The sequence below is a fragment of the Sphingobacterium ginsenosidimutans genome (assembly GCF_039536865.1).
GTDB classification, from domain to species: Bacteria; Bacteroidota; Bacteroidia; order Sphingobacteriales; family Sphingobacteriaceae; genus Sphingobacterium; species Sphingobacterium detergens.
In genome coordinates this window covers 44,475-67,858 of the sequence record NZ_BAAAZK010000010.1, presented here as the reverse complement: position 1 = coordinate 67,858, position 23,384 = coordinate 44,475, and the positions used below count along the sequence as shown (strand labels likewise).

At 39.6% G+C, this 23,384-nt stretch carries 15 protein-coding genes; 7 read left to right on the top strand and 8 right to left on the bottom strand.

From position 1 onward, the window contains the following. The first annotated feature begins 1 nt into the window (after position 1). Genes ABFX33_RS25255 through ABFX33_RS25225 form a run of 7 tightly spaced genes read left to right on the top strand, consistent with a single transcriptional unit; the run spans position 2 to position 9,081 of the window. Positions 2-799, top strand: a complete 798-nt coding sequence (locus tag ABFX33_RS25255) for a DUF4843 domain-containing protein (RefSeq protein WP_346089028.1) — start codon at positions 2-4, stop codon at positions 797-799. Positions 800-811: 12 nt separating this feature from the next. Then, positions 812-2,344: a PKD-like family lipoprotein gene (locus ABFX33_RS25250; RefSeq protein ID WP_346089027.1), complete on the top strand. Its 1,533-nt coding sequence runs from the start codon at positions 812-814 to the stop codon at positions 2,342-2,344. 17 nt (positions 2,345-2,361) lie between these two features. Continuing rightward, positions 2,362-3,741 carry a TlpA family protein disulfide reductase gene (locus ABFX33_RS25245; RefSeq protein WP_346089026.1) on the top strand — a complete coding sequence of 460 codons (1,380 nt, stop codon included), beginning with the start codon at positions 2,362-2,364 and terminating at the stop codon, positions 3,739-3,741. 2 nt (positions 3,742-3,743) lie between these two features. Continuing rightward, a complete protein-coding gene (locus ABFX33_RS25240) occupies positions 3,744-4,916 on the top strand; it encodes a TlpA family protein disulfide reductase (protein WP_346089025.1) in 1,173 nt (390 codons plus the stop codon). Between the two features lie 45 nt (positions 4,917-4,961). Next, a complete protein-coding gene (locus ABFX33_RS25235; RefSeq protein ID WP_346089023.1) occupies positions 4,962-6,455 on the top strand; it encodes a retropepsin-like aspartic protease in 1,494 nt (497 codons plus the stop codon). Positions 6,456-6,499: 44 nt separating this feature from the next. Beyond that, positions 6,500-7,726 carry a thioredoxin family protein gene (locus ABFX33_RS25230; protein ID WP_346089021.1) on the top strand — a complete coding sequence of 409 codons (1,227 nt, stop codon included), beginning with the start codon at positions 6,500-6,502 and terminating at the stop codon, positions 7,724-7,726. An 11-nt stretch (positions 7,727-7,737) separates the two neighbouring features. Continuing rightward, the gene (locus ABFX33_RS25225) at positions 7,738-9,081 is read left to right on the top strand and encodes a TlpA family protein disulfide reductase (protein ID WP_346089020.1); all 1,344 of its coding nucleotides are present in this window, start codon (positions 7,738-7,740) and stop codon (positions 9,079-9,081) included. Between the two features lie 120 nt (positions 9,082-9,201). Here the strand turns inward: ABFX33_RS25225 and ABFX33_RS25220 are convergent, their stop codons facing one another. The 8 genes from ABFX33_RS25220 to ABFX33_RS25185 all read right to left on the bottom strand — a co-directional run bounded on the left by ABFX33_RS25220 (position 9,202) and on the right by ABFX33_RS25185 (position 23,379). Continuing rightward, positions 9,202-11,673, bottom strand: a complete 2,472-nt coding sequence (locus tag ABFX33_RS25220; RefSeq protein ID WP_346089019.1) for a phosphocholine-specific phospholipase C — start codon at positions 11,671-11,673, stop codon at positions 9,202-9,204. A 163-nt stretch (positions 11,674-11,836) separates the two neighbouring features. Next, positions 11,837-13,354 carry a SusD/RagB family nutrient-binding outer membrane lipoprotein gene (locus ABFX33_RS25215; RefSeq protein WP_346089017.1) on the bottom strand — a complete coding sequence of 506 codons (1,518 nt, stop codon included), beginning with the start codon at positions 13,352-13,354 and terminating at the stop codon, positions 11,837-11,839. A 26-nt stretch (positions 13,355-13,380) separates the two neighbouring features. After that, on the bottom strand, positions 13,381-16,734 hold the full coding sequence (locus ABFX33_RS25210) for a SusC/RagA family TonB-linked outer membrane protein (protein WP_346089016.1): 3,354 nt from the start codon (positions 16,732-16,734) through the stop codon (positions 13,381-13,383). Positions 16,735-16,737: 3 nt separating this feature from the next. Beyond that, positions 16,738-17,703, bottom strand: coding sequence for a FecR family protein (locus ABFX33_RS25205; protein ID WP_346089014.1), 966 nt, complete (start codon positions 17,701-17,703; stop codon positions 16,738-16,740). Between the two features lie 47 nt (positions 17,704-17,750). Next, positions 17,751-18,305 carry an RNA polymerase sigma-70 factor gene (locus ABFX33_RS25200; protein WP_257095146.1) on the bottom strand — a complete coding sequence of 185 codons (555 nt, stop codon included), beginning with the start codon at positions 18,303-18,305 and terminating at the stop codon, positions 17,751-17,753. 289 nt (positions 18,306-18,594) lie between these two features. Continuing rightward, on the bottom strand, positions 18,595-20,187 hold the full coding sequence (locus ABFX33_RS25195; protein ID WP_346089012.1) for a DUF3843 family protein: 1,593 nt from the start codon (positions 20,185-20,187) through the stop codon (positions 18,595-18,597). 212 nt (positions 20,188-20,399) lie between these two features. Then, positions 20,400-21,200 (bottom strand): tyrosine-protein phosphatase, encoded by an 801-nt coding sequence (locus tag ABFX33_RS25190; RefSeq protein ID WP_257095155.1) that lies wholly within the window; start codon positions 21,198-21,200, stop codon positions 20,400-20,402. Positions 21,201-21,384: 184 nt separating this feature from the next. Beyond that, the gene (locus tag ABFX33_RS25185) at positions 21,385-23,379 is read right to left on the bottom strand and encodes a DUF4836 family protein (protein WP_346089010.1); all 1,995 of its coding nucleotides are present in this window, start codon (positions 23,377-23,379) and stop codon (positions 21,385-21,387) included. Positions 23,380-23,384: the final 5 nt, after the last annotated feature.

Sequence of the window (23,384 nt, the reverse complement as noted above, 5' to 3'; positions counted from 1 at the left end):
TATGAAAACATTTAATTTTACCATTCTCTGCGCTATATTATCCTTAATCTCCTGCAAAAAGCAAACATTGGACTTATATTCCGGCAGCAATAACATATATTTTAATAACAAGACAATATCAGGTACACATCTTCCCAATTCTTCGGGTTATTTATCTATGGGCTATTTTGATCCGACGATAAAAGAAGGGTATTTCGACATTGTGGTAGCATCTACTGGACCTAAGACCACAAATGATCGCAAATACAATGTCGTTGTAGATCCCGCCAGCACCCTATTAGAGGGCCGAGATTATGATTTCTCGGAAAAATATTTCAGCATTAGAGCGGGGCAACTTAAAGATACTATTAGATTGAAGATATATAGGTCCAAAGAACTTTCAGAAAATACATTACTATTAAAATTAGATTTAAAGGAAAATGAAAATTTTAAAACCGATATGTATTCGCAAGCTATCGGAAGCGGCAATAGCCAGTATTTAGATTATTATACACAATTTACTTTTTCCGCCAATAATATTCCCGGAACTCCATGGTTTTGGGACCCAGCACAATCATCAATTGCCAGCTTTATCATTGGATATCTTGGAAATTTTTCAGGAAAAAAACTGAAAATGATTGTTGAGCGATATGATCTCGATATAGATGAAGTAACGTCTACCAATTATGCCCCTAGCACAATCGCTATACTTGCATGGGGAAAGGGAATGCACTCATACCTGAGCGAAATGGAAGCATTGGGAACTCCAATCCTAGATGAAGATGGCCTACCAATGAAAATGGGAGTTTATGTACAATAAATAATGATAACAATGAAAAATATATCTATAATTTATAGTGCTATATTGTTTATTACGGTTCTTTTCCATTCCTGTAATAAAGATCTTGGCAATTACAACTATACTGAATTAAGTGAAATTACTATTGAAGGAATTGATTCAAGTTATACAGCATTCAATCAACGGGAATTTAAAATTAATCCTAAAATAACACTAAGCGACAATACAACATTTAATTCTGAGGATTTTAGTTTCGAATGGTTTACTATAAACACCTCTTCGTCAGCCCTTAATGCTGATGTAAAAAAAGACCTTGGTACAAACATAAATCTGGACACGACAATTACTTTGCCCCCAGGAGTATACAAATTGTATTACAGGATCAAAAATAAAAAGACTGATTATCAATTTACAAAAACAGCTGATTTAACGGTCACATCCGAACTAGCAGATGGTTGGTTAGTTTTAAATGATATAGAAGGGCAAGCCCAACTCGACATGCTCAGTTATCAGCTCGCGGAAATGAAATACGTACGTTATAAAAATATCATGGAAGTCTATGGAGGTCTAAAGCTAAAAGGAAAACCCAAACTCGTTTACTATCTATATAATCGGGATATCTTTAACAACAAATATTCTAATAGAATCTATGTCGGTACCGATCAAGAAACTTTCAGTATAAATAATGAAGCACGTACCTGGACAGATTATCGAAATTTGAAAACTGAGGTTATGCGTCCTACGCCAGCTAATTATCATGCTGAAGTAATAAGATCACAGGGAAGCAGTACTTTATCCTACGTTCTTGATAACGAAAATATTCTTATGCATGAGAATGTGACGCAAGCAGCAATGTATGGTCCAACATTAAACCGTCTGAGCACTGGATCAAGATTAAATATTTCGAAGTATATGGCAGATTACTCAGGTAATTTCAATGCATTCTTAGTTGTCTTTGACACGGATAATCAACGGTTTTTAGTGTTAAATGGCACGAATCCAGCATTACTTATACCATCTTCATCTGATCCTGATAAATTTAGCCCCGAAAACATGAAAATGGATCTTTTATATATGGAAAGGGCATTAACTGCAACAAATCAATTTTATGCAATCCTTAAAAGTAAAACAACCAATGAAATAAAACTTCTAAGATTTGTCCATAATGGTACAGTATTTAGTCCACTTGAATCTGAAATCGTGAATCAATCAAGCCTACTTGATCAGGCTGAATTTTATGCCGTCGATCCAAATTTTGGATATATTATTTACACAATAGGAAATAAAGTTTTCCAATATAACCCCTTCTCAAAATCGTATACCCAAATTCTGGACCTAGGCTCGAGAAAAATTAGCCTGCTAAAATTTCAAAAGTTAGTTTACAATAAAAATAATACCCGGTACAAAGAATTTGCAAAAAAAATGATGATATGTACCTACGATCCCGCTAACCCCAACACAAGTGGAAAAATGGACTTCTACGAAATAAGTTTGTCGGAAATGCCAAAGCTAAGCGAATCATATGACGGTTTTGGCAAAATCGTGGACGTATCATATAGAGAATAATCTAAATAATTAATATTATGAAATATCAAATCATTACAACCATATCCTTGCTATCTTGCAACTTATTATTTGCTCAATCACCAGTTCAAATCAAAGGCATATTCGACAAAGAATTTGTCAAACCGGTTAAACTTTTTAAAGTTTTAGAAGGTGATATGGTTGAGATTGCTTCAGCACAACCACTATTGGATAAAAAGTTTGGCTTCACCTTCTACCCTGAATACGAAGGATTTTATGCTATTGGTTCAGGAACAACAGGCAGTCAGACCGATAATAATATCTTCTACTTCAAACCGGGTGATCAACTTGAGTTTACCATCTCCGAAAAAAACTACCAATTGACCGGAACAAATAACAGCAAGGAAAATCAGATCCTCAGCCGCTGGCACGACGAAGTAAGCCCCGTGGAACAAAAAGCATTCTACTGGATGAAAGTTCAGAGTACTTTTGTGGATTTTTTCCCCGACCTAGAGACTGTTGTTGCCAAAGCAAATACCTTCACTAAAAATAATAAAAGTGGAAACTCCAGGTTTGACAGCAAATTGCAGGATTATATCCAATGGGATCTTGCTGCCAATGCGACGAACTTCCTCAATACACCACGTTCAGCACATCCTGCGGTAGAAGAGTATACGGATTATTACAAAAGCCTAACGTTAGCCAACTTCGCAAAAAACGCCGCGTTAGTCTATCAAACTCCATGGGCAAACCGTACGTTAAACGCGATCTCATTTGTATCTCGTCGTACGGCAAATATTCCTCAGGGAAAAGGCATCACTGGTCTCCAGCAAGATCTGGATTTCCTTCCCAATGACACTTTAAAGGGTGATGCTATCCTGAATTATCTAGCAAGACAAAAAGATTATGCCAGCTATAAGGAAGCCGCAGATAAGTATCAGTCGTATTTTAAGACAGCAACTCAAAAGAAACGCGCCATTGGAATCATGAATGATATGGCTCAGCTAAAAAGTGGAGACCAAGGGCTTAACTTTTCTTTTCCTGACGATAACGGAAAAACCATAAAATTCGCCGATTTAAAGGGAAAAGTAGTTTTAATCGACGTATGGGCAACCTGGTGTGGCCCCTGCAAAGCAGAAATACCGCATCTCAAAAAACTTGAGAAAGAAATGTATGGTACCGATGTTCAGGTGGTAAGTATCTCGGTTGATGAAGAAAAAGATAAAGTGAAATGGCTAAAAATGATTAAGGATGAGCAACTCGGTGGCCTGCAGCTTTTTGCTTCCGGATGGGGAGATTTTGCCAAATATTATAAAATTACGGGTATCCCGCGCTTTATGGTTTTTGACAGACAGGGAAAAGTTGTCACCATAGATTCACCACGTCCATCGAACCCAGAATTAAAACAACTCCTGGAAAAAGTATTAGCAACGAAATAGGTATGAACAAACTTTGGATTTACTTCCTATTTTTAACGTTATCGCCCTCGCTTCTATCTGCGCAGGGTGATAGCGTTACAATTAAAGGAAAAATTACATCGCCCACGGCAGATCCTGCCACGAAATTAAGCGTTTCTTTTACTGACTATCAAGGAAAAAGACTAGGTTTTTCAACTCCGATAAATGATGGATCATTTGAAATCAAGATCCCAAAACAACCACGGATCGTTGATGCTACCTTAAGGACTATCGGCAAAGATCCAAACGCCAACGCATTACAACAGGTCATGCGTCATCCGCTCAATATTTTTATTTCTGAAGATGATATCCTTATAGACGGAAATTCCGAGGAGCTTAATTTAGCACAAGTCAAAGGTGGAGAAGAAAACAATGAGTATAACAATCTGCGTCAGTCTACAGCGGGATTTGTAACGCAAAAAAATAGATTATACCGTCCAATTCTCGAGGGAAAGGTAAGCGCTGAATCTACAGAAGGAAAAATCATACTCGAACAGCTTAGTCAATTGGGCAAAAAGGAAAATGATCTTCAGAAAAAATTTATAGAAAATCATCCTAAATCCTATGCCAGTTTATTTTTGCTCTATAGAATGCAGTCTAGCTATACTTCCGAAGACTATAAATTAGCCTTTAACGGTCTTGATCCCAACTACAAATCAACAGACATAGGGACAGCAATAGCCTCGACAATCGCAAAAGAAAGCGTGACCGCGAAAGGGAAAGCAGCACCACTGTTTTCGCGGACCACTGCCAGCGGAACACCTTTTAAATTAGAAAAGATGCAAGGGCGCATTATCCTACTTGATTTTTGGGGCAGTTGGTGTGGTCCCTGCCGCGCTAGTATGCCGCACCTGCAACAGCTTTACAATCGCTACAAAAATAAAGGTTTTGAAATCATCGGTATTGCCCAAGAAAGAGGAAAAACACTGGAAGAATCCAAAACGAGCTGGCACAAAGCCATAGAAGAACTCAACTTGTCTTGGACAAATGTGCTAAACAACGAGAACAAAGAGCAAATGGATATTGTGAAAGAATATCAGATCAGTGGTTTTCCAACAAAAATCCTCGTGGACGAAAATGGAAAAATCATTTTGCGCGTTATAGCCTCTGCAACAAATGACATTGACGTTGCTCTGGAAAAGATCTACGGCTTCTAATCCTTTTATATACTTTACTAAATCCCTAATTTATTCCGTATAACCATGTCTTATAAACCCATTATAAAAGCCGGAGGTCTCTTGCTGTTAACAGCTTGGGCATCGTGGTCAAAAGCTCAGTTAACAACCCAATTGCCGGCTAAATTACTCACATGCTTTGAACAAAAAGACACCTCTTTAATAACCGCTGAGCTCGCACAAAATTTTTCCGTAGCAGGACATACTGGTGCTGGAGCAAGCTTCCGCTTAAACCAAATCATTAAAAATTACCCCCTAAAAACCGTCAATATTCTATCGGAAAAGAAAACAAAAAGAGGAACATTACTTCAAATAGAGGTTACAGATACAAAGGGTAAGACAACAAGCAACCAAGCGCTAGTTGATCCTAAGGGAAAACTAATCTATTTCAGTCTTTTTGATCAGCTTTATGGGTTAAAAAGGGAAAGCAAACCCAAATTACGGGCGGTCATTCCGTTTGAAAACAAGAATGGGTCCATTTACCTGCAGGTAAAAATCAATGGATACGAAAAGCCCTTAAGACTCCTTTTTGACACCGGAGCGGATGGAATGGCCGTAAACCAGCAACTTGCAGATGCTATTGGCCTAAAGATCACGCGTGAAAATAACGCTTCAGTCGTCGGCGGAAATACAAAAATTCAGGTATCTGACAACAATAACATTCTCTTAGACACGCTTAAACTGGCAGGACAGGGTATTGCCATCTTTCCTGAAATGGGCAAAGAAGGGGATGGCATTATTGGTAATACCCTGATACGCCAATTTATCACGCATATCGACTACGATAAAAATACGATTTCCTTGTACGATTTCGGCGATTTTCAATACCATGGCAAAGGAACTGCGGTGCCAATTACAATGCCTGCAGGGGTAATGATATTACCCGGACAGCTTGAGATCGTTAAAGACAAGAGCTATTCCGGACATTTCGTTTTCGACACAGGAGCTTCATATGACCTGATCTGCTTCCGTCCTTTTGTACGCCAAAACAAACTACTTGTTAGCGGGTTCAAACCCGAAGCTCAGGCCGCGACCGTAAGTATGGGAGTTTCCTCACCCACTTTTGCGGGCAAAAGCTACCAATTTGCCATCTCTCCTCTCCCCCCCATGCAGGGCTTGCCTGTAACACTAATGGGCGGGAGTGCCGGCAATGAACATTGGCAACCTGGTTTCGATGGCTCAATTGGGGTTCGCCTCTTAAGCCGCTATAATATCACCATAAATCTGGCAGAAGGTGAGGTATATTTCTCACCCAATAGATTACATGCCCACCCGCAGGACTTTTTAGTTAAGAATTATCAGTTTGGCTGGGATAATACCGGAAAGTTGAGAGCACTTGGCGCTGTAGGTGCTGCGGACGATCCAAGTGGTCTAAAATCAGGTGCGTTGATCCAACGCATAGACAAATATACGGTCGATCAATTGAAAAAAAAACCAACCCTGATAGATGAGATTCGATTAAAAGCAACAGGAGATTCTATTTCCATTACCACGACTGATGATCATACCATAAACATCTGATCACGCTAAAAAATATAATACCCTTAATTCTCAAAACAAATTATATGAAAAAGCTTATTTTTTATATTGTCATAGCCTATTACGGTGTATTCTGTACATACGGGGCTATTGCCCAGGAAAAGATCTTCCAAGGCAGTTATGCGGAATGCCAGCAGCAGGCAAAAAAAGAAAACAAACTCATCCTGATAGATCTGTATTTTGTTGGATGTATGCCCTGTGCAGAAATGGACAAACAGGTATTTCCGGATCCGGTAGTTACAAAGGAACTCAACGACAATTATATTTTGTACAAAACAGATGTCATGAAAGAGGAAGACGGAAAGAAATTAGCCCGAAAATACGGTGCTCCAGGATTTCCAACTTATGTCATCGTAAGCCCCGAAGGTAAAACCATAATGACCGAATCTGGTTTCTTTGGCGTAGACCGATTTGTTCCTCTATTAAAGGATGCAGTCCATCGCAATAAATCTGGCCAATACCTCGCATTTAACAATAGCTTGGAAAACAATTATCCAGCGGCTTACAGCGAGCGGTTTATCAAAACCGGAGAAAAACATGATTTTTCGGAACTTGAAAGCTACCTCGGGCAACAAAAAGACCTGTTCAATGAGACTGCTTTTTTGGCCAATAGCGTGACCTCCTTTACAAAATACAATAACTGGGCTTACGCCAATCTTCCAGAATTAATTAAACGATATGGCGGAAATCTACTCCGCAACAAAATTTCAGCAATTGCCAAAGCAAAAAGTAAACAATATGGAGCAGGACAGCAATTGGATAGCCTAAAGACCATGTTGAGCTATATACGCCCTACGTTCAATGATAAATTGTGGGCGGTATTTTTACCTGGTTTTGTTAGCGGTTACTATACCGGCTCCCAAAATGCGGCCAGCTATTTTGCGCTGATTGATGAATATAAGCTCTATCCGACTTGGGATGAACGCAGCAACGCCTTCGGACCGGTCATTATGGATCAGTCAAAAAATCCCAAAATCCTGAAATCCATACGTGCAGAATATCTAGCCGCAGAACAACGAAAAACACTGGATCCCGTTGACAGTTATCGGCTGATACTATTACATTACTATTTAAAAGATTTTGATCAGGCGTCCAAAGGGATGGAAAAACTGCTCAAGTCAGATTTAACAGCTCCGTTCTTAACCATCGACAAAAAAGATCTGCTGGACTTAAGAGAGGCCATACAAAGAAAAGATGCCAGTTTATATAAGGCTAAGGATATTAAGAAAATTATTCCATTTAATTTAAGTTAACGATCTATCTCATGATTAGAAAAACCATTTTATTGCTCACTACCTTACTGTGCTCAGTTGTCGCATTTTCACAACAGCCAAGCAACATTACCGGAACGACAGATCCCACAAAAGTAAAACGTGTCGGTTTATTTAAAGTGCTGAATGGCCGATTAAAGGAAATCGCCACTTCCATTCCCGATGCATCGGGACGATTTGCATTTCGCTTTACGCCTGAATATGAAGGATTGTATTCCGTTGGCAGCGGGAATGCACAGAATCAACAGGGACTTTTTCGCTTTTACTTCAAGGGAAATGAGAGTTTAAATCTAAAATTAAGTCAAAATGATTATGAATTAACAGGTAAAAACAGTCCAGAAAACGAAACGTTATACGCTTGGGACAAACAATCGAAAACTTTCCGAGATAAAGGGACCACGCCCGGAGGAATGAGCACCTATGTTGATTTCTTTCCAGAGGTTGAACAGTTCAAAGCAAAACTTGATGCCATCAAAAAGAGCGCAAAAACAGGAAATGTAATTTTTGACAAATTCTTCCCCGAGCTAGTCGATTATGATTTTGCCTATTATGCGATCTCTTATCTTTACATGCCACGTTCAGCCCACCCGAGCAAAGAGGAAATGAGCGACTTCTACACGCAATTCAATGCAGACCGTTTCCTAACAACGGAATTATTAAAATTCCCGTACGGCGACCGCTTTTTGAGCAATATGATTTATCGTAAACTGGATCTGTCCTCCAAACCAACACTTGAGCAGCAAATTGCAGCGATCGGACCAGACGTGCTTAAAGGACAATATGTATTGCAACGTCTTGAGGGGGCACGTTCCTATGGTGACTTTCAGGAAATGAATGAGCAATACAAAAAATATTTTACACTACCTGAGCAAATCGAACGATCAAAAGTTGTCGAGGCACGACTGGTCGAAACAAAAACAGGTGTACCTGCATTTCAATTTAATTACCCTGATATAAACGGCAAGAAAACAAGTCTCGCAGATCTTAAAGGCAAAGTTGTCTTAATTGACATGTGGGCGACCTGGTGTGGTCCATGTCGTGCCGAAGAACCGCATTGGGAAAAATTAAATGAAGAATTTAACGGAAAACCAGTAGCGTTTGTAGGCGTATCAGTAGATCAGGATAAACCCAAATGGGACAGCTATGTGAAAGAGAAAAAGCTAAAAGGTACTCAGCTACATGCCGGTTCAGACAACGAACTTTCCAACGCTTACAAAGTCAATTCTATTCCGCGCTATATACTCATTGACAAAACCGGAAACCTAATCACTGCGGATAGTCCAAGACCTAGCGACCCTAAGCTAAAGGCCTTACTTGAAGAATGGATTAAAAAATAAAAGCCGGATATTAACTGTCCTAAACAAAAAAGCCCCCGATTCAACTAAAACCGGGGGCTTTCATTATTATTTAATACGATGTTCCGCTTATTCTTTTCAGCATGATATGCCCGCTGGATTTTATCCCAATTGTGGATCAGTCTTCGAATGTTTTCCGGTCTCTACACGACCAGCGAACTGGCGAACAAATTTACTGCCTACAATCTGCAAAGTAACATCATACCAACCGCTAACTTTATGCGATTCTACAACCCATTTGATGGATTTCCCGGCCGCCAGTACGTTATTTTTCTGCCAAGAACTGTACGCATTATCTTTCACCTGCACCTGAAGTGCTTTGTCTCCTTTATTGCTCGCTTCAAGGATTAGGTTCCCTGTGGGAATTCCTTTCTTCCCGATCTCATAGGTTGCAACAACAGACAAAGACTCCCCATCACCTTTAAAGCTACGCATAAACCCATTTGGCCCATATACGGTTAGATCATAATAACCATCTTTAAAGTCAGCTCTGTTCCAGTCAAAACTCAACTCCTCGCCAGCGATAACCGCAAATGGCCAAAAACTTACACCATCTTTATAACTTGGTCCACTATACACATTAAAAGGGCTGCTCAGGGATTTAGCTCCGAAAATCTTATTACCCGCGGACATCGTCAGTTTTACCTTGTCCTTATCAATGGATTCACTCGAATACAACTCATATGCCAGCGCATTAGAATTTTTTTGACCTTTTTCCTGTCTTGCCAATTGTGCAGCCTTTCCAGTAGCCTGCAAAGCTTTCATCTCATCTGCCGTCCATACATGGAAGTTGTTCGGGAGTGGCTTGGATTTGGCTTGATCAATTGCATAGATCTGTTGATTGCGATCCAAGAATGGTAGTTCTACAGCAGTTCCGCCTTCTGCTTTACGAAATACCGAAGTCAGATCTCCAGTAATAGCACGGCGCCAGGAACTGATATTATGTTCTTTCACATCCTTACCAAGCTTCTTATCGAAGAAATACTCCATAAATTGAATGGTCGAAGTGATATCGCAGACCTCTGAATTGACCCAGCCGCCTTTGCTCCAAGGAGACGCAATGATCAAAGGTACCCGATAGCCCAAACCAACCGGTCCCTCCGTGGCATGCTCCTTCTTCTCACCACTGGCCAACTCCTGTTCCAAACTCACATATTCATCACTATAATCCAGTCCTGCTGAAGTTTTTCCCGACCGGGCATCTGCTGGATTGGGTGCGACAAACGGCGGAATATGATCAAAGTAACCATCATTTTCGTCGTAGTTCAGTATAAAAACAGTCTTCTTCCAAATCTCCGGATTTTCGGTCAGTATATTCAAGATTTCGGACACATACCAAGCTCCATACATCGGTGCACTAGGGTGATCAGAAAAACATTGTGGTGCAACCAGCCAAGATACAGTAGGTAAATCCCCAGACTCTACATCTTTTCGAAACTGATGTAATACATCCCCTTTTGGTACAGTAATCTGTTCTCCTTCATGTAATACTGAAGTCGTCTCACGATAAAACGCGTCATCCTCATTTGTCTGAAAAGCGCGCTCATGCAAAGCGATTTGCTCTTTAGGAAGTTGTTGGAATGCCTGTTCAGTGAGTCCTTCCAGTTTTTTCTTATAGCTGCTCAGCTGCTCTTGCTTTTGCTTAAGCTTATTTTGGGTTTTCTGTACACTTTCAGTTCCATTATTCGCCAATGCTTTTTCAAGCTCCTGGATTTCAGCAGGCAGTTCAACGACACGCTTACGCATAAATTCCAAGTGGCTTTTTTTGAATTCAATATGGTATTGTGAAAACCACTCTAAGTTATTGTCTGTAAAATTACCTAACCATTCTTCTCCATTAAGACCGCTTTCCATACTGACTTCATTCTGATATACCTTCCAAGGGATACCCGCAGCTTCCAGACGTTCAGGGAAAGTTTTCCAATGCGCCCAACGGTTGAAATAAATATCCGAATTACGGATCAACGGTTTTGCTCCTTTATTGGGCACACAAGTGCCTGTCCAGAAAAAATGGCGATTGGTTGTCGTACCTGTAATGGAAGAACAAAAATGCTGGTCACAAATGGTAAACGCATCGGCTAATGCATAATAGAAGGGAATATCTTCACGGGTATAATAGCCCATGGTCAACGGAATCTCACTCAGCACCTTTCCACCGGGACGCTTCGCCTCAATCCAATTATCATGCTTACCCTGGTTACGTGCTGCCATTTGATTTTCCCATGAATGTGGAAGATTTCCTGTCCAGGCTGCATTGGAATTCTTGATATCCAATCGAAAGGGTGAGTAGGTCTTCCCTGAAGCTGAAGCCTGCAACCAAACCGGATTTCCACTAGGCAACTCGATCGCTCTTGGATCATTAAATCCCCGAACCCCGCTCAGTGTACCAAAACTATGGTCAAAGGAGCGATTCTCCTGCATTAACAAAACAATATGCTCGGCATCTAAAACAGAACTCCCCACAACAGGTTCAATCGCTAAAGCACGCTGTATCGCATCCGGTACAGCACTCTGTAAGCCAAAAACCCCAGCCAACAAGGAGGCCTTCTTTATAAAGTCTCTTCTACTATCCATAAAAACAGCTATTATATCTCTTATAAATTCAATGGTCTATCAGCGAATATATTCATTCGCTGGCGCTTTTCATGTAACGTTTTTAACAAAAATCCCCGCACACGATTGATCTCATGCGCAGGGATAGTTTTTACGATAATAATTCAACAGATCAAAGTATTACCTATTTTAATATCCACATCAATTGATTAACATTATCAACACCCTCAAATTGTCTGGACACCGCAGCATCCACATTCTCCGTGTTGTAATCATACTCAACGGCAGGATATCTCCAGCGAACTGGTATTTTGCCCGTTGCCTCCGAATTTAAGCTTGTCTCAGGATTGATTTTCCATTTTGGATATCCTGTTCTTCTATAATCATAATAGGTATTAAACTCCGACTGCAGAAAACTGGCAAGATATTTTTGGGTAATGATCTCCTCGATTTGTGACTCTGTTCCAGTAGGCAATGTCAAACCACCGACATAGGTACTGATATAAGCTGCATCCAAGGGCATCCCATGATGAAACTGGGCTGTATTAGGTGTATTATCAAAGATAAATTGCATAGAGGCTTCAACTCCCTTTTTGTGCCATGCCAATGCAGGTTCATTTATCCAGCCACGAACAGCTGCTTCAGCGATGATAAAACAAAGCTGTGCATATGAAAGCTGCTGTGTCGGTTCACCTGTTACGACCTCAGTATAACGATCATTCAGTTTTGAATAGTCATTGCTGTTTTTAATATCCAGAATATTATCATATTTCAACGATGGATCAATGCCAACGTAGGCATCGTAGTTCGCCGCTGTCATTCCGCCAGTAATCTTTTTAGGTGAAGGGTTTCCATAATAGAATAGACGACGATCCGAGCGCGTTTTCAATCTATCTACGATTTCAGTAGACATGGTTGGATAGATGGTAAAGTTATTTCCAACTTTATAAAAAGGGTATTGTTGACCACTTTTATCCGAACGTATCAGCTGGTAATTATCCGCATTTGCTGTAAAAATTGGCTTATTGGCAACGATCTGCTGAAAACGATTTTTGATATTTAAATCCGCATCACCTACTTTCTTGCTCAGCTGCATTAAAACATTTAAGGTATAACTATTGACCAATTTGCGCCATTTTGTGGTATTTCCTCCATAAAGAGGGTCTCCAGCAAAATTTTCACCAGCTGCAAAGGCCTGATCAGCCAATTCCAATTCTTTTAGAATCCCGAGAAATACCTCCTTTTGTGTATCGTATTTAGGGAAGTATTGCTTATCCGTTTCTCCTTTTAAAGCATCGTTATAAGGTATATCCCCTAAATCCATGGTCGCTTCAAAGAATTTGACGGCACGGGCAAAATACATTAAACCCTCGTACGATTTAGCCAATTTCTCTGAAGTGGCGAATTGAGGCATGAACTGCGCATCATTTATTGCGCTAAAGCTCAGTGATCCTGCTCCGAAACCGTTATATTGATATGACTCCACAAATTCTGTCCAAACAACATTTTTGTTGAGCATATAAGGCTGTAGAAAACCTTTTTGTGTGGGCTGGTTAGCAAGGTGTAATATTATCCGTGTGGCGATCATGCCCGAAGTCACCTTATCGGTCGCTTCAGGATTGGTATTGATCTCTTCAAACTTGGAACAGGATATTGTTGTCCCAAAGAGTCCGATTAATAAATATGTGACTATTTTTTTCATTTGTAATCCGTGTTAAAAGTGTAAGATTAGAAACTAAGGCTTAAGTTAAAACCAAGGTAACGCATCGATGGAGAGTTCAGATCTTCAGAACCGGCATCCGGATCAGAGAATCGATATTCTTTTGTCCATAAAAACAAATTCTGTCCAGTAACACCAATGCTTGCCTTTTTGGCTTTAAATCGGGAAGCTACGTCTTTCGGCAAATTGTAACTTAATGAAACCTCCCTTAGTTTAATAAATGTTTCATCCCAAATATTTTGCGTGCCCGAATAAGCTCTTTTCCAATAGTTTTCATAAGACACAACAGTTTCATTCGGCGCAAAAACACGTGTATCCTTGATAATCTGACCATATTTATCGTAGCTTACCTCTCCAGATACAATTTTCACACCTTTACCTACAAAAGTACGCTTGCCATTAACCACCTCTTCATAGCGCTCTTTCGTATCGGAATCAGGATGTGCTCCCGTTTGCCATAGACGCGCATTCATATTGGAATAGGACAAACCTTTGATGCGACCATCAAAACTAAAAGAGAGGCCAAAATCTTTGTATTGGAATTGATTGGTGATTCCCCAAAACCATTTCGGTGCTGTATAACCAAACAATCGTGCTGTATGTACAGCACTGATGGGCATTCCAGCAGCATTGTGAATAATTTCTCCATCCGGTGAACGTTCCCAGTCCCGTGTCACATAATGATCTGTACGCATACCTTCTTTTATATAGAGTGCATCCGCTGTATAATCTGGGTCAAGTTTATGATAATATTGCAGATTTTGCGATAGATTCCCATTGACAGACCATTCAAAATTCGCTCTCCGAATCGGAACCCCGCCCAAAGAGATCTCATGACCTCGGGTCATACGTTCCTCTTTCAAATTGATCAGACGAGCCCTAAAACCTGTCGTGTGTGATATATTGCTGTAATTGGAGTTCGAGATATCAGCTTTGATATTATAGCGTCTTCTAGCGTAGTAGGTGTAATTTCCCGTCAAACGGTTGTTTAAAACAGCCCATTCCAATCCGAACTCCGCCATATCTTCCTTAGTCGGATTGATGGAATAGTCCTTTATAATATTCGGATACGAAGCTGTAGTCATACCATCCCAAACATTATTACTCACGCCAAACGTTTGGTTAATTTCATATGGATCAGGTGGATATACCGTAGATGCCCAAGAACCTCTTACTTTCAATAAATTCAGCCAATTTGGCTTTTGAATGAGGTCCGACACCACAACACTTCCTGATACTGATGGATAAAAATAAGATTTATCCGGCAACATCGAATACCAGTCATTACGGGCAGTACCTTCAATGAATACCGCATTGCGCCATGATAACGATAATCGACTGTATATACCATTACGCATTTCCTTGGTTTTACCCTCTACAGCGGAAACAGGTCCTGTAGAGTTACGCAGGGAATAAAATCCGGGAATAGTAAGACCATTAACTGTAGACGCTGTCATGGTATTATCCCTGCGATAGAAAATAGATCCACCCACAAGCGCATCGATACCAAAATCACCAAAATTCTTTTTAGCCGTAAAGATAAAGTCATTGGTCGTACTAAAGCCATCCTGTTTTCTAGACCAGTATTTCCCCCTGTTATCATAACCTCCTGAGCCATCAAAACCACCACGGGTTCCATAGATACCCATCGGATTGGTTTGCTCCCTTGAATTACCATAGTAGTCATATCCACTACGCAACAGAAAATTCCCCCAATCGGTCATTTTGTAATTTAAGGTAACCGCAGCATTCAATTTATTGACTAGTTCTGCACTTATTTTTTCATAAGCCGAAAGATAAGGGTTATCGTACCAGGCTTTATATAACCAGTTTTGACTAACATTTTCAGTCTGCCAATAGTCTTTATATTGCGTTAGATCGTATTCTGGTCCTGTCCATACCAAGATATTATAGATATACCCTTGATTATTGTAGCCTGAACCAAAATCGTTGGGAGCATGCCTTCTGTTGTATCCCAAGCGGGTCTCCAGATTCACCTTATCAGATATTTTGGTTTCTCCAGCCACCGAAATATTGGTCATATTCAGCTTAGTATTCGGATATTGCCCCTTATTGTAGATATGACTTATGGAGGTACGGATACTCCCGTTTTCTCCTTGATTCGTAAAGCTAACAGAGTTATTGGAGATAAATCCAGGCTCCAAAAAATTCTGGAAATTGTTTTTACCCTTTGAAGTCAATTCAGTCTCTACATCATCCATTTGTTTGGTGAATGGATTCCATTGCTTATATTTCCGACCGATATCCAGCTTATCTCCCCAGACCTCATCGTCGGTATTGTATTTACCGCCATATCCAGCAGAATAAGATGACTGTACATTAGGGAGTGCTAAATAACCTGCAAAGAACATATTATTGGAGTTTACGGTTATTTCTACTCCTTTTTGCGAAAGTCCTTTTTTGGTAGTAACCATAATCGCACCACCTGCCCCTTCAATACCGTAGAGAGCCGCCGCTGTAGAGCCTTTTAGCACCGAAATATTCTCGATATTGTCAACAGCGATATCACGCAAACTCATGTTTTCATAAGCAACACCGTCAATGACCAATAAAGGACTTTTTCCACGAAGTTGTATATCTGGCGCACGATTAAATTCAGTACTGTTCATGACGCGTAATCCAGAGACACGGCCAGTTAAGGTCGTTCCTACATCAACACCCTTTACTTTGGCTAACTGGTCACCTTTGATGTCCTGAACGGCATATCCCAAGGCTTTCTGCTCACGCTTGATACCCAGAGCTGTCACGACAACCTCCTCCAAAGCCTCCGACGATTTGGAAAGCCGAATCAAACTCGCACCAGTTGCCGGCACTTCGCTCAGTTCATACCCGATATAAGAAACTTGCAGTATAGCTTGATCTGAAACATTAGATAGTTTAAATGCCCCCATCTGATCCGTCGTTGCCGCTATTGCTGTCCCTTTGACACGTATCGTGGCACCCCCGATCGGCAGGTTAGTCTCCTGATCAACTATTTTTCCGCGCAATTCCTTTTGTGCGGCATGGGACTTTTTACTTTCTGATTCAGCGTTCCCTTTCTTTGAAACCACATACAACTTATCATCAATCTTTCTTACCTCAAGATGCCCGTCAGAAATCGTCCGGATGAATTGGGCAATCTCTTCCTTTTTTAATTTCTCAAGGTTAACTAATTCATTGATTTTTTGATCACTGATAGAAGCATCATAGCCAAATTTTACATTGAACTTTTGTTCCATTTTGGCAAGAATTTTCCCGATTCCCTCCCCAGTCTTAAACTGAGTGGCCATGGTTTGAAGTGCTAAGGACTGAAATAGCAAAGCACCGCCCATAAGTTTTAAATAGTAATTGGTTCTTTTCATAAATTACTTTTTATGGATGATTGTTTGATTAAATGCGGTATTAAGAATTTTTAGTGATTTTTCAAGATCACTGGCAGGCAGATATCCTGTATAACTTGCTGCTTGAAATGAATCGATCAACCGTAGGTTTTGATCGGGGTATAGGTTGTTCAGATCCGCGACAATCTGCGATAGCGGAACGTTATTGAAAGACAATAGGTCATCTTTTCCATTTGAAGAAATGACCGTATCTGCGATAGATACATCAAATTGTTTTTCCCGTTTATCATAAGCCACCTGCTGGCCAGGATGGACGATAGAGTACTGTTTTCCATGTGATACCTTCACCTTTCCGTGGCTTAAGACCAGACAGCTACGTTGCGGTGAGCAAATTAAATTAAATGCTGTCCCTAATACGCGTACGTCAAAATCTCCTGAATTTACAATGACAAAAGCTTTCTCAGGATTCTTAGCAACTTCAAAGAAAGCTTCTCCCGATAGTTTTACCCGACGCAAACTATCTGTATTAAAATCAGATAGAATTTCGACATATGCCCCCTGGCGAAGCGCAATCTGAGTACCATCAGAAAGTGTGAGCTGCTTAACAAATTTCGTCGGATTGGTATATTTTACAACTTTGTACTTGCTTTCAGTCTGCGTTGATGGCACTATATCCCAAAATAGAAATGCAAAACTAATCAACAATAATGCGGCTGCTGCCGAAATTAAAACTCGCCATCTCCTCCATATGGGCTGCACTGTAGTATTTAATTCAGTACCGGTAATCATATAAAAAATATGGTCTGAAGTAGATTTATTCAAATCACAGACGTTATCATCCAGTGCAATTACCTCCTCTAGACTGGGCAGATCCTCTTCATCACAAGCAGTAAGTAAATCTAAAAATATGGTCTTTTCCTGTGGGGTTAGTTCCCCCAGTAGGTATTTTTTATATAGTGCAGCTAGTTTAGGATCCATCATCTTTGCCATCGTTTAAATACATATACGTATCTAAAAGACGATAAGACGACGCTACACTAAAAAATAGTTAAGAAAATCAATAGGGCTATTGAAATCTCAAAATTATCAAGAATATATTGGCGCACAAACTTGTTCCCTTTGACAAGTTGGTCCCGCACAGTATTAACAGAAATACCCAAGCGGTCGGCAATTTCCTGATTGTCCAAAAATTCCTCTTTACTCAAAAGGAATATCTCCAGGCGAGCCCTAGGAAGCTTTTCAATTGCTTCACGATAGACGCGTTCCAAGTCTTTAAAACGGATGGATTCTTCGTTTGAATTGTCCACCTGGCTGGAAACATCTATCCCATCAAGTTGAAATTGAACCCGTACTTTCTGCTTCCTCAATTCGTCAAATACAAGATTCTTAGCAATCGTATATAAATAAGACTGAGGATTCTTATTTTCGTCTAACTCTCCCCACTTTTTCCAAATGCGCGAAAATGCTTCCTGAACCAAATCGGCGGAAGTATCTTCTTCTTTTAGATGTAACAAGGCATATTTATACACCTTATCTTTATAAGACAAAAAGAAATTTTTAAAATCCGGAATGTTGTTATTTTCAATAGGCATCCTTCAACACTTACAATTGACCCTACAAGTTTAGGTAGAATTTTTCAAAATATCGGAATGAAAATAGATCACTGTCCAAAGCATGTTCCTTCCTAGAATGATTATAACATTTTAACTACGATTAATTTACATTAAATTAATCTACGAGCGGGCAGTTTAGGTATTGATGACTAAAAACAATGTTGCGAAAGCAAAAGATCGGTTATAGCAATAGGGTCTAATTCAATAAAAAATCCCATTGTAAATTCCAATGGGATTAAAAAAATTATATGTACTTAATAGAAAGCTATTATTTTAGGAGCGGAAAAGGTCCTAGAAAGTAACTGCCCCTTTTATAGAAACGTAGGAAAAAATCCAGTATTGTTTCTTCCAATGGGAAGAAGAATTGTTTATCCACTTCAGCCTTGAATAAGTTAGCATAGTACTTTGGCAATTCGCTTGGGAAAAAGTCTTCTACCAAAAGATTCAAGAAATAACGTGCATAAGGCACATCTGCTTCAGTTCCCTTTTCTTCCTTTTCAATAAAAGGATTATGTTTCAACGGGAAAAATTCTTCTATTCCGCCGAATACCTCTAAACCAGTCTTTGGATTGAAGAAAACGGTTACTTTTGCATCTGCAGTTAGTTCTAAATTCGATTCCGGAAGTGGCGATTCCTCTTTGCTTGGATATTTTTGCTGATATCTTTGAAAGAATTCGTTTGCAAATTCTTTTACTTCCCGTCCCTCCATGAAAGCGACAGCAGCCTTTTGCTCTGACTGGAATAATTTCCCCATATCTTTCAACTGCTTTTCTGTTTTTTTCAGGCTCTTGTCCTTACCGTTCATCGCTTCAATACGGTAAGTCATTTCATATTGTTCCGGCAGATCAAAATTCACCTCATCCGGATTGACCACCGTCATAATTCCTGACAAATTCCAAGCATCTTTCCAGGGAACGATTTCCATATAAAAAGATAATACGGCAGAAGGCTCCGCAAATTCCTGAATTGAATCCTTGTAAATCTTGAATGCTGTTTTTGTGCCAATATGTTTTACATGGACAAACTGCTCATCGGTCTTTACATATTCAAAAAAACTATGGATCCGATTACCCAGCGTTTTTACTGAGCTATATAGACCGTGTTCCTTACCCACTACCTCTGCAACAAATTCGGAAGATTTAAGGGCAAATAAATGTAGCCTATAATTGTTGAAATGATTATCACGGACGCGATAAATCATTTGTTGCAATTGAGCTTGATCATGCTGATATCTTCCCAATTCTGCCACCTGCATCAGGTGATTAAGGTTGGTGTTATACTCTCCTGCAGTCAGATAGTTTGTTGCGACAAGTTTTTCGATAAAATTACGGACCTCAAAATAGTTCGCATTTTCATCTAATGAATATTCTGATTTTAATTTTGGATTTTCAGGGGCCACTTCATAATGTTCCTCCAAAATTGCATAGGCCAGATCCGTTATCAACTGTATCAAACGGCCATGAGGATCAATAAACAAATGTGGATTCCGTTCACTAAAAAATAACCAGGTCAATACAGCGACATCTTCGCTATTGATATCTTCAGGATAGTAATCCGTCAGATTATTATCCTTGTAGAAAGGCAAAAACTGGTTGTATAGTTCTTTATGGATGGTTCTAAAAGCAGCGAATATCCCTGTATTGGCAATAACATCTTCTAGATAACAGGTGAGATAAATACTTAATGTTTTTAATGCATCCGTGTGAATGAGGTCATTTGTCTCCGGCTCTTCAAACCACAACGTCGACAGACTATCGTTGATCTGATTGGCAACTCTTAAATAATAACTATCTATATCGTTTGCTTTCTGGTAAGTATGGTGTGCAATCCAATCTTGAATAAAAATTTTGTTTCCTCTCATATGAAAAATGCTAAATCCAAAAGTAGCCAAATTTTCGAAATTTCCATGATTGCAAAATACAAGCATAGACGAAAATTATTTAGATATTCTTTCTGGCCAATAAAAGACAAAACTGCCGTAGACGAATTAGCTCAATGAGGACAAAGGGTCGTCTAACAGAAACAAAAAGAGATGCCTTATGAGCATCTCTGTATTGTAAATTTATCTTGTCTTTATCCTGCGGCGATTACATTATCATTACTTTCCAGATGATCCTGAAGCGTCGGATTTAAAATATTACACGTTTTTAGCAAGTCACGAACCGGATATTTTGCAACGATCTCCTCTAATGCTGCAAGGTGGCGACTGTGATGTACATCCGTTCCTACAAAATCATACATACCCGATTTAATCATTGTCAAGGCCGCAGATTTCACTTCGACACCATAATATCTACTGATAGAAAGAAGATTCAATTGTAGCATACAGCCAGCGTCTTTGATCTGTTTGTACATATTGAAATTATAGTGGTAGTAATTATAGCGTTCCGGGTGTGCTAAAATCGGCTGGTAACCCAGTCTTTGTATATCTAAAATGGTTTGAAATAACGCTCTGGATTCCTGCAGATAGGACATCTCTATAAGCACATACCCGCCAGGCATAACACAAAGTTCGTTTGTATCGATCAATCTCGCAATGCCATCATCGATCATATGTTCGGCAGCATGAAAAATCGCAGGACTGTTAGGAAGTTGTTTTATTCCGTTCACCAATTTATCTTTGGCATCCTCAATTGTTCGGATTGTATTCGGATGCACACCCTCCATAATATGTGGTGTACAAATAAATTTTTCAAATCCCATTCTCCCCAAGCCTTTCAACAAATCAATAGATTGTTCAATGGACTGGCTTCCATCATCTATTCCGGGAAGGATATGATTGTGCATATCTACCTCTAAAAAAGCGAGTGTACCTACAACCTTAATCTTTGAATCTTGAGTTTTGTTTCCAAATAGTTTTGAAAATATCCCCATATTATATAAAGTATAAATCGTTTAGTTATCTTATTATTTGTAAATAATAAATCACAAAAATACCACTATCAGCCCAAAAGAGCGTAATATTATATTAACATTATAAAAATATAACCATAATATTACAAACTTTGCATCAAACAATCGGGTTATAAAGTTGTTTGATGCTCAGTTCAATACCATCTTATTTACCGATCTCCCGCAGGATCTGATCAATCATATAGCCGATAGCACCTTCTTTTGTCTCTGGCAGTTTTGTTGATATTTCGGCCTCCATTCGGTTACCTACAATTCCCTTCGAAGTGATCGCTGTGCTACCATATTGATTCAATTGCGCCATAGTTTGTTCCCATTGTTTTCCTGGACTTACACCCATCTCTTTTAACATCGCGGGCAACTTTTGCAAATCAATCGCAGCAGACATTTTATTTTGCTTCATCAACTTAATAAAATCTTTATTTGCAGAGCCAGCCGTTTTATTTTGACGGATATCATGTAAAGACAAAGAATCATTACTTACCATCACCAAATCATCTTTCAGAAGAACATACATTGGAAAATCTAGCCTTTTTTTGGACGAGAATGCATAGATGCCATCCTGTATTTTACCAAAGGTTTTTGCTACTGCAAGATCTAATCCTTTTCTAAACAAACGCTGGTCTTTTGATGTAAACATCCAGATAAAAACCGGTAGGGTTTCGTCCTTTGTCTTCTTTACTTCTGTTGCATTATAATCATCGTCATAACTATAGTCAATATATTCCTTTCTGAACTTGCGTAAACCATTCACCACAAATAGATGATCCCCTGGCATTACTTGGGCAATTGCTTTCTCATCCAATGCAATTTCAAGTGCCATTAATCCCCATTCAACCAAATCTTGCTGAGGACCTAGTAATCCGCTATAATATTTTGCTGTATAACTAGGTATATCTCGCAAATAGGCTTCTGAATTAATATTAACGTTAAAGAAGCCAAGTGTTTTATCAGTCAGATATTTATTGAATTTTCCATTTGGTTTTCTTGCATATAATCGCTTGGACATTTCAGCAAGATCCCGATCTAATCCCACAGAGCCTCTTAATCGCAATACATTTCCATCCTGCAACAAATCCAGCATTCCGTCCTGATATCCTGTTTTAAATTTATCCATATTAATCCCCATATAGAGGTAAGGAATGGTTTTATAAGGCATAAGACCACGATAGAGTTCCTCGACATGTGGTACATATAGACGGATCAATCCTAAGTTTTTGAGCACTTTTTCCTGATCTGAAACGGAGAGAGGCTTATAGGAAGCAGATAGCAAACGTGTCGCTTCTCCCATCAACCACTGATCACGAAGCGCATTGCGTATAGAATCATTTTTTCTATTTTGATTCTCGTATTCTGTATAAAGCGAATCGTAATAACTTGGATCATGCATTTCTTCGGGAGCTACATCCACAGTCATGGGCACGGCAGCTTCTACATTCGCCAAAACTGTATCTGGCGTGCTCTCCACAATAATCGGTGGGCTCAGTGGCTCTATTTCCTTTTCGCCTTCTTCCCAACCTATCGCCACTGCCGCTGAATCCAATACTGCAGCTGCGGAATCCGCTACCTCTGTTGGGGAATCCAATTCAGGAGAATATGCGTCAGCCGCAGGTGCCATGTAAGCAACCTTCTTTATCCCATACCGGTTAGCTACAGAGTCGTTCTCGAAAAAAGTTGTACTCATTGTCGACGAAATAAAGCGTGCCACACGGTCGTTGTAAACCAACACGCTTCCCGCCTTCGTCCCTATGCTTGAATATCCATTGGCAATGGGTTTGGGTTCACCGACATCATGTAGCAGTTTTTCAAATTGCACTTTATTGGACAAAGGAAATATAAACTCGAGAAAACTGACACTATCTGTCTTTCTGTTATAGAAATAGGCCGTTTGTGACAAATCGATACCCAAGTTTTTGATATCATTCCCAACTGAAGCACCTGATTTTTCAAGTTGCTTGAACAGACCTGCCTTCTGAAGCAGCTCATTCAACTTGTTTGCATTTGCCTTCTGAACGATATCCTTCACATTAAATGCGGCGATAACTTCAGCATCTTCTGGAATAAGCTTGACTAAATCCTGTGACTTTACAGTCACCATCAAAGAGAGACATGCTAGCCCAGTCAATAAAATTTTTGATTTCATATAGG

Bases quoted from the DNA above. Each gene is read 5' to 3' on its own strand.
- ABFX33_RS25255 (WP_346089028.1), top strand. From the start codon at position 2: ATGAAAACATTTAATTTTACCATTCTCTGCGCTATATTATCCTTAATC.
- ABFX33_RS25250 (WP_346089027.1), top strand. From the start codon at position 812: ATGAAAAATATATCTATAATTTATAGTGCTATATTGTTTATTACGGTT.
- ABFX33_RS25245 (WP_346089026.1), top strand. From the start codon at position 2,362: ATGAAATATCAAATCATTACAACCATATCCTTGCTATCTTGCAACTTA.
- ABFX33_RS25240 (WP_346089025.1), top strand. From the start codon at position 3,744: ATGAACAAACTTTGGATTTACTTCCTATTTTTAACGTTATCGCCCTCG.
- ABFX33_RS25235 (WP_346089023.1), top strand. From the start codon at position 4,962: ATGTCTTATAAACCCATTATAAAAGCCGGAGGTCTCTTGCTGTTAACA.
- ABFX33_RS25230 (WP_346089021.1), top strand. From the start codon at position 6,500: ATGAAAAAGCTTATTTTTTATATTGTCATAGCCTATTACGGTGTATTC.
- ABFX33_RS25225 (WP_346089020.1), top strand. From the start codon at position 7,738: ATGATTAGAAAAACCATTTTATTGCTCACTACCTTACTGTGCTCAGTT.
- ABFX33_RS25220 (WP_346089019.1), bottom strand. From the start codon at position 11,673: ATGGATAGTAGAAGAGACTTTATAAAGAAGGCCTCCTTGTTGGCTGGG.
- ABFX33_RS25215 (WP_346089017.1), bottom strand. From the start codon at position 13,354: ATGAAAAAAATAGTCACATATTTATTAATCGGACTCTTTGGGACAACA.
- ABFX33_RS25210 (WP_346089016.1), bottom strand. From the start codon at position 16,734: ATGAAAAGAACCAATTACTATTTAAAACTTATGGGCGGTGCTTTGCTA.
- ABFX33_RS25205 (WP_346089014.1), bottom strand. From the start codon at position 17,703: ATGGCAAAGATGATGGATCCTAAACTAGCTGCACTATATAAAAAATAC.
- ABFX33_RS25200 (WP_257095146.1), bottom strand. From the start codon at position 18,305: ATGCCTATTGAAAATAACAACATTCCGGATTTTAAAAATTTCTTTTTG.
- ABFX33_RS25195 (WP_346089012.1), bottom strand. From the start codon at position 20,187: ATGAGAGGAAACAAAATTTTTATTCAAGATTGGATTGCACACCATACT.
- ABFX33_RS25190 (WP_257095155.1), bottom strand. From the start codon at position 21,200: ATGGGGATATTTTCAAAACTATTTGGAAACAAAACTCAAGATTCAAAG.
- ABFX33_RS25185 (WP_346089010.1), bottom strand. From the start codon at position 23,379: ATGAAATCAAAAATTTTATTGACTGGGCTAGCATGTCTCTCTTTGATG.